Raw genomic sequence first — 13499 nt, forward strand, 5'->3', positions numbered from 1 at the left:
ATGCTTTGGACGGACTGCTTAAATCGCCTGCGACAAGAGCTCTCTGGAAATGTCTTTACAATGTGGATTCGCCCATTGGTTGCAGAAGAGCTGGAAGACAGCTTGCGTTTGTATGCACCTAATCCTTACTGGACGCGTTACATTCAAGAACATCATCTGGAACTGATCACGATTCTGGCAGAGCAATTGTCTGAAGGACGGGTACGCAAGGTCGAAATTTTAGTGGATTCACGTCCAGGGGCAATTTTATCTGCCAGTGAACAACCGGCGACCACGACTGCGGCATTAACCTCGACACCGATGCCGGTGCCGAAACCGAAGAAAGAAAAAGAAGACAGCGGCAAAAATAGCCGTAGACGTCAGTTGAATCCATTGTTTACCTTCTCGTTGTTTGTAGAAGGTCGATCTAACCAGATGGCGGCAGAAACCTGTCGCAAGGTATTGACCCAGCTGGGGGCTTCACAGCACAACCCCTTATTTTTATATGGTCCGACGGGTCTGGGTAAAACCCATTTGATGCAGGCCGTGGGCAATGCATTGTTGCAGGCAAAACCGAATGCACGTGTCATGTACATGACCGCAGAAAGTTTTGTGCAGGACTTTGTCAGCTCGTTGCAACAGGGCAAAGTCGAAGAGTTTAAGAAAAATTGCCGTTCTCTGGATTTATTACTGGTCGATGATATTCACTTGCTGGCCGGTAAAGAGGCCAGTCTGGTCGAGTTTTTCTACACCTTTAACGCACTGCTGGATGAGTCCAAACAGATTATTCTGACTTCAGATCGTTATCCTAAAGAGCTAACCGAACTGGATCCACGTCTGGTTTCACGTTTTTCCTGGGGGTTGTCGGTCGGAGTTGAACCACCAGATATTGAAACCCGAATTGAAATTCTGCTGAAAAAAGCAGAAAGCAACCAGGTTGATTTACCACGTAACTGTGCGCTGTTTATTGCCCAGCAGGTGGTGGCTAACGTGCGTGAGCTGGAAGGTGCGCTGAACAAAGTGGTGGCGATTTCACGTTTTAAAGGCACACCAATTGATCTGGATGTGGTGCGTGAATCTTTAAAAGATGTGCTGGCGATTCGTGCCCGTACTATCAGTACTGAAAATATTCAGCGTGTCGTGAGTGAGTATTTCCGGATTCCGCTGAAAGAACTGGTCGGTCCAAAACGCACCCGGATTTATGCCCGCCCACGTCAACTGGCGATGGGGCTGGCACGTGAATTAACAGGCGACAGTTTTCCGGAAATTGGCATGGCTTTTGGGGGGCGTGATCACAGTACCGTGATGCATGCCTGCGAGAAAGTACAGAGTCTGCGTGAAGAAGATCCGATCTTTAACGAAGACTATAAAAACTTGCAACGTCTGTTGCAAAGTTGACCTAAATCGCTCAAATTCTATTCTTGCTATGCGGCTGCTTTTGCCGCATAGTAAACCGTCAAAAAAATCACTTTTTCTATATTAATCTTCAGCTTTAGAGGAATGCACCGTGCGTTTAAAAATCGCGAAAGAAAGCTTACTGAATGTTCTCTCACATGTCGTAGGAGCGGTTGAACGTCGCCATACCTTGAATATCTTGTCTAACCTGAAAATTCAGGTGACTGCGCAAGCATTGACCGTGACCGGTTCCGATCTGGAAGTTGAACTGGTGGCGAGTACAGCACTGGCTGAAGGTGCATGTTTGCAGGAAGGCGAGACCACAGTTCCTGCACGTAAGCTGATTGATATCTGTAAGTCACTTCCTTCAGCAGCATTGGTGGATTTGCATATCACTGAAGATCAGCGCTGCATCCTTAAATCAGGCAACAGCCGTTTTGTACTGGGGACATTGCCTGCTGATGATTATCCATTGCTGAACACTGAAAACACCCAAGGCACGCAAGTAACGGTGACACAGCGTGAGCTAAAACGCCTGTTCGAAAAAACTGCTTTTGCCATGGCGGTTCAGGATGTACGTTTTTACCTGACCGGTACCTTGCTGGAAATTGATGCCAATCAGCTACGTGCTGTGACCACCGATGGCCACCGTCTGGCACTGTGTGAAACAGCGGCACAATCCACTGCAGCACAACCGATTCAGGCGATTGTGCCACGTAAGGCCGTTGCAGAATTACAGCGCCTGCTCAGCGTTGAAGATGAGCAATTATCTCTATTGATTGGTCGTGAACTGCTCAATGTGACCATCAATATGCCAAGCCGTGACAAGGAACAGGCGAACATTACCGTGCGTTTCACCACTAAATTGATTGATGGTAAATTTCCGGATTATCGCCGTGTGATTCCACGTGGTGGCGACAAAGTGGTGATGATCGCACATGACGTGTTCAAGCAGTCTTTGCAACGTGTGGCGATTTTAAGTAATGAAAAACTTCGTGGTGTGTTTCTAAACTTTAATGCCGATTCTTTGCAACTTCGCGCCAATAACCCGGAGCAGGATGAAGCGATTGAAGATCTGGCGATTCAATATGCTGATTCACCGCTAGAAATGTCATTTAATGCGCAGTATCTGATTGAAGTACTCGGTGTGCTGGATGGCGATGATGTGTCAATGACCATGACTGAAGCGAATCAGTCTGTCTTGGTACAAGACCCGGCGCATACGGATCAAACCTATGTCGTCATGCCGATGCGTGTTTAAGCCGCGGCTCTTGATATTTATATAAGACATGCATATTACGCGTTTACATATTGAGCGTGTGCGGAATTTAAAGACGGTTGCTCTCCACGGATTGCAGCCGTTTAATGTTTTTTATGGCCAAAATGGTTCAGGTAAAACCTCGATTTTAGAGGCGATTCATTTACTTGCTGCTGGTCGTTCTTTCCGTACCCATATTCCCAAAAATTATATCCAGCATGGCGCACAGGATGCGATTGTGTTTGCACAATCTGCGACTGAAAAAATAGGCATGCAAAAAATGGCCAGCGGGGAACAGTTGATCAAGGTCAATGGCGATCTAGTGGCAACTCAGGGACAACTGGCCAAACTGTTACCCTTGCAACTGATTGATCCACAAAGTACCGATATCATCGATCATGGTGCCAAACCACGACGTCAATTGCTCGACTGGTTAATGTTCCACGTGGAACCAGAGTTTTATCATGCCTGGCAATATTATTCTCGTGCGCTGAAACAGCGAAATAGTCTGCTCAAAAGCAAACGCTTTCTCAGTCTGTCTGATCTGGAACCGTGGAACCAGATGCTGAGTGAATATGGTGAAATCCTGCACTCGCAACGTGTCGGGATTGTGGAACAATGGAAGCCCTTTTTTGAAGATGACCTGAAACAGTTATTACCTGATTTGCAAGTCAGTCTGGAATACAGTCCGGGCTTTCACAGTGAAACTGGCCTGCTGAATGATCTGACCAACCAGCATGAAAAAGACTGTGAGCGACGCTATACCGAATATGGTCCACATCGCGCGGATTTGCGTTTAAAGACCCCGATGGGGGATGCCGACGTGATCCTGTCGCGGGGTCAGAAAAAGCTGCTGATGATCGCACTAAAACTGTCGCAAATCGCAATGCTCCATTCTTGTAATAAGGAAACTGTGGTATTATTAGATGATGTGACAGCAGAATTAGATTTAACCGCACAACAACGTTTAATTGAGCGATTGAGCCAACTTGGTAGTCAAGTTTTTATTACCACCTTAGACCATGAATCAGTACAAAAGCACTTACATGATTTGTCTATCTCATATCAGTTATTCAGTGTTGAAAACGGTACAGTTCAAGTTGTGCAATAATATTTTTTGAGTTTTACCCATCTTTGGATAGACCTATTTTTCACTAGGGAGAAACCATGAGTTCAGAAGATCAAGCTGCTTCTCAAACAGAACAAACCATTGAAAAGGCTTATGATTCCTCTAGCATCAAGGTATTACGTGGTTTAGACGCAGTACGTAAGCGTCCGGGCATGTACATTGGTGACACAGACGATGGTACAGGCCTGCACCACATGGTGTTTGAAGTAGTCGATAACTCGATTGATGAAGCCTTGGCAGGCCACTGTGATGAAATTATAGTGACGATCCATGAAGATGAATCGGTTTCAGTATCTGATAATGGTCGTGGTATTCCGACCGACATTCACCCTGAAGAAGGCGTGTCTGCAGCAGAAGTAATTTTAACCATTCTGCATGCCGGTGGTAAGTTCGACGACAACAGTTATAAAGTCTCTGGCGGTCTGCATGGCGTTGGTGTTTCGGTGGTCAATGCGCTGTCTGAAAAACTGCTATTAAATATTAGCCGTGCGGGCAAAACTTATGAACAGGAATACCGTCATGGCGATTCTCAATATCCATTAAAAGTAGTGGGCGATACCGATAAAACCGGTACTCGTGTCCGTTTCTGGCCAAGTGCCGAGACTTTTAGTCAGACCATTTTTAATGTTGATATTTTGGCGCGTCGTTTGCGTGAACTGTCGTTCCTGAACGCAGGTGTGCGTATTGTGCTGCGTGACGAACGCATTAATGCCGAGCATGTCTTTGATTATGAAGGTGGTCTGTCTGAGTTCGTTAAATATATTAACGAAGGCAAAACTCACCTGAATGATATTTTCCATTTCACTGCTGCACAGGCCGATAACGGTATTACGGTAGAAGTCGCATTGCAGTGGAATGATTCTTATCAGGAAAATGTACGTTGCTTTACCAACAACATCCCGCAAAAGGATGGTGGTACGCATTTGGCCGGTTTCCGTGCTGCGTTGACCCGTGGTTTAAACAACTACATGGACAGCGAAAATATCCTGAAAAAGGAAAAAGTCGCAGTCTCGGGTGATGATGCGCGTGAAGGCCTGACTGCCATCGTGTCAGTCAAAGTACCTGATCCAAAATTCTCTTCACAGACTAAAGAAAAACTGGTGTCGAGTGAAGTGAAAACGGCTGTTGAACAGGCCATGAACAAGGCATTTTCTGAATATTTATTGGAAAATCCACAAGCAGCCAAAGCGATTGCTGGCAAGATCATTGATGCAGCACGTGCGCGTGATGCAGCGCGTAAAGCACGCGAAATGACACGTCGTAAGAGTGCGCTGGATATTGCCGGTCTTCCAGGTAAACTGGCCGATTGTCAGGAAAAAGATCCAGCTTTGTCTGAACTGTACCTGGTCGAGGGTGATTCTGCAGGTGGTTCAGCCAAGCAAGGTCGTAACCGTAAAATGCAGGCGATTTTACCGCTGAAAGGTAAGATCCTGAACGTGGAACGTGCCCGTTTTGACCGCATGATTTCCTCTGCTGAAGTTGGTACGCTGATTACCGCACTCGGCTGTGGTATTGGTCGTGAGGAATATAATCCGGACAAACTGCGTTATCATAAAATCATCATCATGACCGATGCTGACGTCGATGGTTCACACATCCGTACGCTGCTGTTGACCTTCTTCTTCCGTCAAATGCCAGAACTTGTGGAACGTGGTCATATCTATATTGCCCAGCCACCACTGTACAAGCTGAAAAAAGGCAAGCAGGAACAGTACATCAAGGACAATGATGCACTGGAAACTTACCTAATTTCGAATGCGATTGATGAGCTGGAACTGCATATCAGTGCAGAAGCGCCTGCGATTCGTGGTGAAGCACTGGCAAATGTGATTGCTGATTATCAGACTTCCCAGAAGAGCTTGGCACGTTTGACCCAGCGTTATCCTGCGAGTCTGCTTGATGCACTACTTTCACTGGAAGGTTTTAAGCTGGATCAGCTGGAAGACAAAACCTATGTGGAAACATGGGGTGAGAATCTGCGTGCAGCGATTGAAGCCATTCAGCCAACATTACGTCCAGAATTAACCCTGGAGCGTTTTGAAAAAGAACTGGCAGATGGTCAAAAAACTGCAAGCTGGTTGCCACGTATCACGATCTATGTGCATAACTTGCCACATAGCTACCTATTAGACTCTGTGCTTCTAGGTTCAAGTGAATATGCACGTTTATTGAAGAACTCGAAGAGCTGGTTTAGTCTGCTTGAAGAGGGTGCATATTTACAGAAAGGCGACCGCAAGATTCAGGTCAACAATTTCCATCAGGTTTGGCAGCATATCTTGCAGGACTCACGTCGTGGCATGATGATCCAGCGTTATAAAGGTCTGGGTGAGATGAATGCGGAACAGCTGTGGGAAACCACTATGGATCCAGACAATCGTAATATGCTGCAAGTAACGGTAACCGATGCGATTGAAGCAGATCGTATGTTCTCTTGTCTGATGGGCGATGATGTAGAACCACGTCGTGCCTTCATTGAAGAAAATGCCTTGAATGCAGATATTGATGCCTGATCCCTCAGGATAAAATCAAACATAAAAAAGCGCCTTTTGAGGCGCTTTTTTAGATCAATTTTTTATTCATATCCTGTGAGCTAGGCAAAATAAAGTAATTTTGGACAGATTTTTAGATATAGAGCTGGTTCATTTTAGTTTTTAAAAGCCAAGTTGAATAAGCTAGATCGATTCTAAAAAAAGGGTTTATGTATACATCAGCAGCTCAGGAGAATACTTGAAATCCTAAGTGAAGCTATCGTTATAACAACGCTCAAGATTGATGTTTTGAAGATAATATTTGAACAGGAAAGTGAGGTAGAAGAACGCTCTTTATACGATGAAGAGTGTGTACGCAGTCCAGAATGCTGGGTGAAAACTGTATTAGTCAAAGTGGTATTTAAAGATACGTGTAATAAAAACAGATCGAATACGTCATGTGGATTCGACTAAAAAATAATAAATGGCCTATTCAGAAGATCCAATATCTCAAAAATATATAAAAAGCTGCTAAAAATAAATTTTAAATTTTCAATAACTTATAAGAAGTTTGGTCTAATAAGTTAAATAATACGTGAATAATATTGCTTTAAGCATATAGCAAGCCTGATCAGAGATGTGGATAACTCTGAAGTTATCCATAATTTTTATATGAATAAGATAGTATTTTTCCACAAGCTTTAATCCATGTATTAGTCCTTCATTTTAAATTCAAATTTAAACCCTCTTGTCTTGTGGATAAGTGTTTTTAAATTTAAAATAGCATTTTAAATTTTAAAGGGATTTGGCGAGATATTCCTCGTATGGCCAGACGATTCCTTATATTGGGTTTAAAATAAAAAATTATTATAAATCATATTCTTGAAAGAATAGTGTAGTTTATCTAATCATTAGCGTGGAACATATTTTGAGTTAAAAACTCAAGATGTAGCTAAACTACACAATTAATTTAATAATCAAGTGAACTTTCATTTTATTTAAAATCATACTTTTATCGATTTTTGCTTAACTTTTTTATTTCTCATTTTTGATTTATTTCTTGATTTCATTATTGAAAATCTGGAACTTCTTTCATTACTCGATAGAAAAGAGGGAGGGAATCGCTGAAATGATATTGATTAGGAACAAGAAAAAGAGGATTGATAAAATGACGATGAAAAATAAAAAAGCGCCTGACGGCGCTTTTTTTTAATCATATTTATGGTGTTAGAATGACTTTACGACAATCTTCTTCCTTTTTATCAAAAATACGGTAACCTTCCACAGCATCTTCCAGTTTCATGCGATGGGTAATAATCAGATCTGGAGACAGATCTCCATTTTCAATATGTTCTAGCAACTGCGGCAAGTAGTTATGTACATGGGTTTGCCCCATTTTAAAGGTTAAACCTTTGTCAAAGGCATCACCAAACAGGAAGCCATGAATTGGACCGGCATAAACTCCAGGTACACTCACCACACCGCCGCGGCGGACCGCTGCAATACATTGTCTTAGCGCTGAACCACTCGAACCTTCTAATTTCAGGTTGGTCATTACGGTTTCCAGCATGCTGCCTTTGGCTTCAAAACCGACCGCATCAATGACGGCATCGACTCCACGATAACCCGTAGTATTTTGAATAATAAATTCAGCGGCATCGACTTCATCAAAATTGACGGGAATTACCCCATAGGTTTGATGCGCGAAACGCAAACGGTAAGGGTGGTGATCGACCATAAATATCTGCTCGGCACCGAGCATCCGCGCGCAGGCAGCAGCCAGCAGACCGACCGGGCCAGCACCATAAATCGCCACACTGGAACCTCGACCGACTTGGGCATTATTCACTGCTTGCCACGCAGTTGGCAGAATATCGGTCAGGAATAATACTTTTTCATCAGGCAGGGAACCCGGCACCTTAAATGGTCCGACATTGCCTTTGGGGATCCGTACATATTCAGCCTGACCACCCGGTATACCACCATACAGATGGCTAAAGCCAAATAAAGCTGCCCCTGGTGGGATCTGTTTTTTGTTGAGAATTGCACCACGACCGGTATTGGTATTTTCACAGGCAGCCATGAGTTCATGTTCACAGAAAAAACAGTGACCGCATGCAATCACAAAGGGAATAATCACCCGGTCACCTTTTTTGACTTCGGTTACTTCTGGGCCGACTTCTTCTACAATTCCCATAAATTCATGGCCGAAAATATCACCGTCTTCAGTGGCCGGAATTTTCCCCCGGTATAAATGCAGATCTGAGCCACAGATGGCGGTGGCTGTCACCCTTAAAATGACGTCATCTGGTTCCTGAATCACTGGATCTGGAACGGATTCAACTCGTACATCCCGAGCACCATGATAGGTAAGAGCACGCATGCGGATTTCCTCTCTCTAGTTCAACATTAAACAGACTCGTAGCAAGGCTGCCAAAAATTAAAAAACACTTGTATTAGAGCCTTAGGATGAAACAGCGCGCTGTAAATTAATGTATGAAATAAGGCATCCAACTGTTTAAAAAATAAACTTATATAGGGTTTGTGTAATTCATGACCTTATGTGTCGAATGAATAGAAAAGAACAGAATTAAAGAAACATCTAGACGTAGATGAAAAAATACAGGGGGGAAAATGGAAGAGAAAACATTAAAAATAGTGAATAAAAAAGAGATGAACAACGTTGGTCATTCATCTCTTATCTTAAATCTTACTAAAAGAGCTTTAGAACGTCTGTTCCAGACTTTCCAGTTCCATCATCAGTTCTAGCATTTGCTCTTCGGCTGTTTCCAGTTTGGCTTTTAGCTCGGTTTGCTCATTCATCAGTTTCAGCAAATCATTTTTACGTGATGCTTCGTATAAAGCACTGTCACCCAGCAGGTTTTCAATTTCAATCAGTCGCGGCTGTAGTTTGGCCATCTGTGCTTCGAATTTTTCAATATTCTTGCGAATCGGACGACTTAGTTCCCGCTGGCGAGCAGCTTCCTTACGTTGTGCTTCCTTGTCCAGTTTGGAAATAGTCGGTTTGACTTCGACTTGGGATTTCACCGGTTCTGCTGGCTTTTGCCCATTTTTAATCATCTCAATACGGGCTTGGCGTAACCAGTCAGCATAGGCAGTAAGATCACCATCAAACTCACGGCATTGACCATTATGTACCAGTAGCAGTTCATCACAGACACTGGCGATGAGCTGACGTTCATGCGAAACTAGAACTACCGCGCCCTGAAAATCTTGTAAAGCCATAGTCAGTGCATGACGCATATCCAGGTCTAAATGGTTGGTCGGCTCATCCAGAATCAGTACATTCGGACGCTGCCAAACAATCAGTGCTAGGGCCAAACGTGCACGTTCACCGCCTGAGAAGCTTTCGCTTGGCGTATCCATACGTTCGCCACTAAAACCGAAACTACCCAAGAAGGAGCGTAGACTGGCTTCACTGATTTTTTTATCTGCGATACGTGCAAGCTGTAACATTGGGCTGGCATTACCATCCAGTGCATCCATTTGATGCTGGGCAAAATAACCAATATTCAGTAATTCTGAATCTTTCCGCAGACCCTGAATCAGTTTCAGGTCACCGACCAGCGATTTAATCAGCGTGGATTTACCGGCACCATTCATCCCAAGCAAACCGATCCGGCTGTTTGGCGTGATCTGTAAATTTACATTGGTGACAATCAGCTTGTCGCCATAACCAATATCGGCATGTTCCAGTTGCAATAACGGCGAACTCATTTTGGTCGGTTCACGGAAACTGAAGGTAAATGGCGTATCGACATGGGCTGCAGATAGTTCCTGCATTCGTTCCAGCTGTTTGATCCGGCTCTGTGCCTGTTTGGCTTTGGTCGCTTGCGCTTTAAAACGGTCAATATATTTTTGCAGATGCGCGCGGGTTTCCAGCTGCTTTTCATACGCCTGTTGCTGCTGCGCTAAACGCTCACTACGGGTGCGCTCAAAAGTTGAATAGTTACCGGTATATAAAATCAGTTCCTGATTTTCGATATGTAAAATGTGATCGGTAATCGCATCGAGGAAGTCCCGGTCATGCGAAATCAGTACCAGCGTACCTTCATAGGCTTTCAGCCAGTCTTCGAGCCAGAGAATTGCGTCCAAGTCCAGATGGTTGGTTGGTTCATCGAGGAGCAGTAAGTCTGATCGGCTCATCAGGGTACGTGCCAGATTCAAACGCATACGCCAGCCACCGGAAAAACTTGAAACATCCAGCTGTGATTGATGTTCAAAGAAGCCCAGACCAGCCATCAGTTGTGAAGCTTTGGCAGGAGCAGAATAACCTGAAATTTCATCAAAACGGCCATATAAATGAGCCAGTTCTGCATCATCCAGTTGATCCGGTTGATCGAGTTTCTGCTGAATATCCCAGTATTCTTCATCACCCGACAAGACGAAATCAATGGCTTTCATATTCAGTGCTTTGATTTCCTGAGCCATATGCGCTACGGTCCATACCGCAGGTCGGGTCAGCGAACCGGTGTCCGATTCCATGCCGCCGAGCAAGGCTGAAAACAGGGTTGATTTTCCAGCACCATTGACACCGGTTAGGCCAATTTTCCATCCTGGGTGTAACTGCATCGACGCTTTTTGAAATAAAACACGTCCACCGCGACGTATAGATAACTGGTCTAACTGAATCATTGAGAAATCAAAGCTAAGAAATAAGATGCGCCTATTCTAAAGGAAAGCCCTGTGAAAATGAAAAATCTTACCGTTTTTGCTGAAATGAGTGTGCTTTTCACCTCTGTCAATTGATCTAGGGTGGACGCATAAGTTGAGTAAAAGCTCTATTTTATGCATGAACAGTGGTTTATAGTTCAGGCTGATGGAGCAAAAAATATCATAGAGTCAAATAAAAATGAAAAAGGGATGTTTAATTTTATCGGCACTGGGCATTTTGGTGTCGACTTCAACTCAAGCCAGAGTGAATGTCTGTGTTTTTGATTTACTGGGGAAATCTGGTGAGTCTTACAAACTGCTGGAGGAATGGGCGCTGGCAGCAAAAGGCTGGGGTGCCGAAATTCAGCTAAGCGCTTATCAGGATGAAGCCAAGGTCGATCAGGACGTCAAAGCCGGAAAATGTGATGCCTTCTATATGACCTCAATGCGTGCCCGGGCTTATAACAAATTTGCTGGATCGATTGATGCAATTGGCGGCGTGCCGAATAATGACATTGCCATGAAAGCCATCAGCTATGTACTGGATAAACGCAATAGCAAACGCCTGATCACCCAGATTGGCAAAGAAAAATTCGAAGTGGCGGGTATTGGTCAGATTGGCCCAGCCTATATTTTTGTTCGTGATCGTACTCTAAATAAACTGGAACAGGTCAAAGGCAAGAAATTTGCCGTGCTGCATTATGACTATGCGCAAAAAATCATGGTCGACCGGATTGAAGCAGTACCGGTCATGTCGGAAATTTCCAATTTTATTCGCAAGTTTAATCAGGGCGAAGTGGATATTGTCGCTGCACCGGCTTATGCATTTAAACCGCTGGAATTACAGAAAGGACTAGGCCGTCAAGGCGCAATGATTAATTTTCCGGTGATTAATGTCACTGCTGATCTGATTATTCGTCAGGAAAAGTTTCCGGCAAGCTTTGCCGCACAATCCCGAAACTGGTTTGTGAAACAGTTACCGCGCAGCTTTGCCATGGTCAAGCGCATGGAAGCTGAGATTCCAAGCAAATATATTCTGAATCTAAGCCGTGAAGATCGTGTGGCCTACCAAAAGATTCTGCGTGATGGGCGGATCGATTTAACCAAACAGGGGATTTATGATCAGGGCATGATGAACGTATTGAAACGCGCGCGTTGTACGGTAGAAAGAACCAATTTTGAATGTTCGATTGGTGGCGAATAAATCTGAAATCATGTATATCTTTGTAACTATATCTGGGTAAATGTAATTATAAGAAAGCAGTTTTAAATATTAAGATATTGATATTTAAATATATATTTAAAAATAACTTAGGCAACTATTGCTGATTTATCTTTATAGGCCAAAATGCCGGTTTTAAATGGAGTAAATGCTCTATTTTTTTTAATTAAACTTGCTTAATATTTGTCCCGTGTACGGACACTCAGCGAATAACAAGATTTCAAAGGATAACTACAATGAAAAAAACACTCTTATCATTGGCTGCATTCTCTGCATTTGGTTTTGCAAGTGCGGCGCATGCAGAAAAAGTCGATATCTGTGTGTTTGACTTACTGGGTAAATCCGGTGAGTCTTTCCAGATGGCGCAAGAATGGGCACTGGCTGCAAAAGGCTGGGGCGCAGAAATCAATCTGATTGCCCGTCAGGATGAAGCGGTTGCCGACAATGACTTCAAGGCCGGTAAATGTGATGGTGTGTTTATGACAGCCATGCGTGCCCGTCAATACAATAAATTTGCCGGTTCTATTGATGCACTGGGCGGTGCACCAAGTAATGCCATTGCCCAGCGTGCGATCAGTTTTGCTCTGGACAAACGTAATGCAGCGAAAATGGTCAGTAATATGGGCGGCAAAAAATACGAAATTGCCGGTATTTCACCGTTGGGTTCAGCATTTATTTTTGTTCGTGACAAGAATATCAATTCGATTGAAAAAGCCGCAGGGAAGAAATTCGCCGTACTCGGCTATGACGATGCCCAGAAAATCATGGTACAGCGCGTCGGTGCGCAGGCAGTGATCTCCGATGTTTCTAACTTTGTCGCCAAATTTAACAATGGTCAGGTGGATATGATCGGTGCACCTGCTTATGCCTACAAGCCATTAGAAATCTATAAAGGTCTGGGTAATAACGGCGCAATGTTTAATTTCCCGGTACTGCATGTCACCTCTGATTTTGTAATTCGTCCGGAAAAATTCCCCGCAGGTTTTGGACAGAAATCGCGTGACTGGTTTATCAAAAACCTGCCAAAGAGCATGGGGATGATCAGCCGTCTGGAAGCGGGTATTCCGTCGAAATATAAAATGAATCTGAGCGCTGAAGATAAAACCAAGTATCAGAAAATGTTACGTGATGGCCGGATGGATATGACCAAACGCGGAATCTATGATGCTAGCATGATGTCGGTCTTAAAACGTGCACGCTGTTCTGTCGATAAGGCCAACTTTGAATGTTCAATTGCTGGCGAATAATCTGATTTTTAAAGAAAAAAGCTTAGATTGATCTAGGCTTTTTTTATGGCTGAACCAGGTCAGATCTGCCATTGTGCAGCGAATAAAATAGCTTAAGCTTGATTAACTATTAAATTCGCATGTTTTA

The 13499-nt window shown here is 43.8% G+C and carries 8 protein-coding genes; 6 read left to right on the plus strand and 2 right to left on the minus strand.

What is annotated here, in order from left to right; all coding sequences use genetic code 11:
* From dnaA to gyrB, 4 genes are all read left to right on the plus strand, one after another.
* Positions 1-1377, plus strand: coding sequence for a chromosomal replication initiator protein DnaA (gene dnaA / locus H0S56_RS00005; RefSeq protein ID WP_004281934.1), 1377 nt, complete (start codon positions 1-3; stop codon positions 1375-1377).
* A 109-nt stretch (positions 1378-1486) separates the two neighbouring features.
* Positions 1487-2635: a DNA polymerase III subunit beta gene (gene dnaN / locus H0S56_RS00010; protein WP_195725353.1), complete on the plus strand. Its 1149-nt coding sequence runs from the start codon at positions 1487-1489 to the stop codon at positions 2633-2635.
* Positions 2636-2663: 28 nt separating this feature from the next.
* A complete protein-coding gene (recF, locus tag H0S56_RS00015) occupies positions 2664-3743 on the plus strand; it encodes a DNA replication/repair protein RecF (RefSeq protein ID WP_004728979.1) in 1080 nt (359 codons plus the stop codon).
* A 56-nt stretch (positions 3744-3799) separates the two neighbouring features.
* Positions 3800-6271: a DNA topoisomerase (ATP-hydrolyzing) subunit B gene (gyrB, locus tag H0S56_RS00020; protein ID WP_195725354.1), complete on the plus strand. Its 2472-nt coding sequence runs from the start codon at positions 3800-3802 to the stop codon at positions 6269-6271.
* 1177 nt (positions 6272-7448) lie between these two features.
* Here the strand turns inward: gyrB and H0S56_RS00025 are convergent.
* On the minus strand, positions 7449-8612 hold the full coding sequence (locus H0S56_RS00025) for a zinc-dependent alcohol dehydrogenase (RefSeq protein WP_195725355.1): 1164 nt from the start codon (positions 8610-8612) through the stop codon (positions 7449-7451).
* A 341-nt stretch (positions 8613-8953) separates the two neighbouring features.
* The gene (locus H0S56_RS00030; RefSeq protein ID WP_195725356.1) at positions 8954-10885 is read right to left on the minus strand and encodes an ATP-binding cassette domain-containing protein; all 1932 of its coding nucleotides are present in this window, start codon (positions 10883-10885) and stop codon (positions 8954-8956) included.
* A 217-nt stretch (positions 10886-11102) separates the two neighbouring features.
* Between H0S56_RS00030 and H0S56_RS00035 the strand changes: the two genes are divergently transcribed.
* Positions 11103-12107, plus strand: coding sequence for a putative solute-binding protein (locus tag H0S56_RS00035; RefSeq protein WP_005094847.1), 1005 nt, complete (start codon positions 11103-11105; stop codon positions 12105-12107).
* 254 nt (positions 12108-12361) lie between these two features.
* Positions 12362-13372: a putative solute-binding protein gene (locus tag H0S56_RS00040; protein WP_195725357.1), complete on the plus strand. Its 1011-nt coding sequence runs from the start codon at positions 12362-12364 to the stop codon at positions 13370-13372.
* Positions 13373-13499: the final 127 nt, after the last annotated feature.

This window comes from Acinetobacter lwoffii (genome assembly GCF_015602705.1).
In the GTDB taxonomy this organism is placed as follows: Bacteria; Pseudomonadota; Gammaproteobacteria; order Pseudomonadales; family Moraxellaceae; genus Acinetobacter; species Acinetobacter lwoffii_E.

Excerpts from the sequence above, each read along its gene's own strand:
- gyrB (WP_195725354.1), top strand. The coding sequence starts at position 3,800 with ATGAGTTCAGAAGATCAAGCTGCTTCTCAAACAGAACAAACCATTGAA.
- H0S56_RS00035 (WP_005094847.1), top strand. The coding sequence starts at position 11,103 with ATGAAAAAGGGATGTTTAATTTTATCGGCACTGGGCATTTTGGTGTCG.
- H0S56_RS00030 (WP_195725356.1), bottom strand. The coding sequence starts at position 10,885 with ATGATTCAGTTAGACCAGTTATCTATACGTCGCGGTGGACGTGTTTTA.
- H0S56_RS00040 (WP_195725357.1), top strand. The coding sequence starts at position 12,362 with ATGAAAAAAACACTCTTATCATTGGCTGCATTCTCTGCATTTGGTTTT.
- dnaA (WP_004281934.1), top strand. The coding sequence starts at position 1 with ATGCTTTGGACGGACTGCTTAAATCGCCTGCGACAAGAGCTCTCTGGA.
- recF (WP_004728979.1), top strand. The coding sequence starts at position 2,664 with ATGCATATTACGCGTTTACATATTGAGCGTGTGCGGAATTTAAAGACG.
- H0S56_RS00025 (WP_195725355.1), bottom strand. The coding sequence starts at position 8,612 with ATGCGTGCTCTTACCTATCATGGTGCTCGGGATGTACGAGTTGAATCC.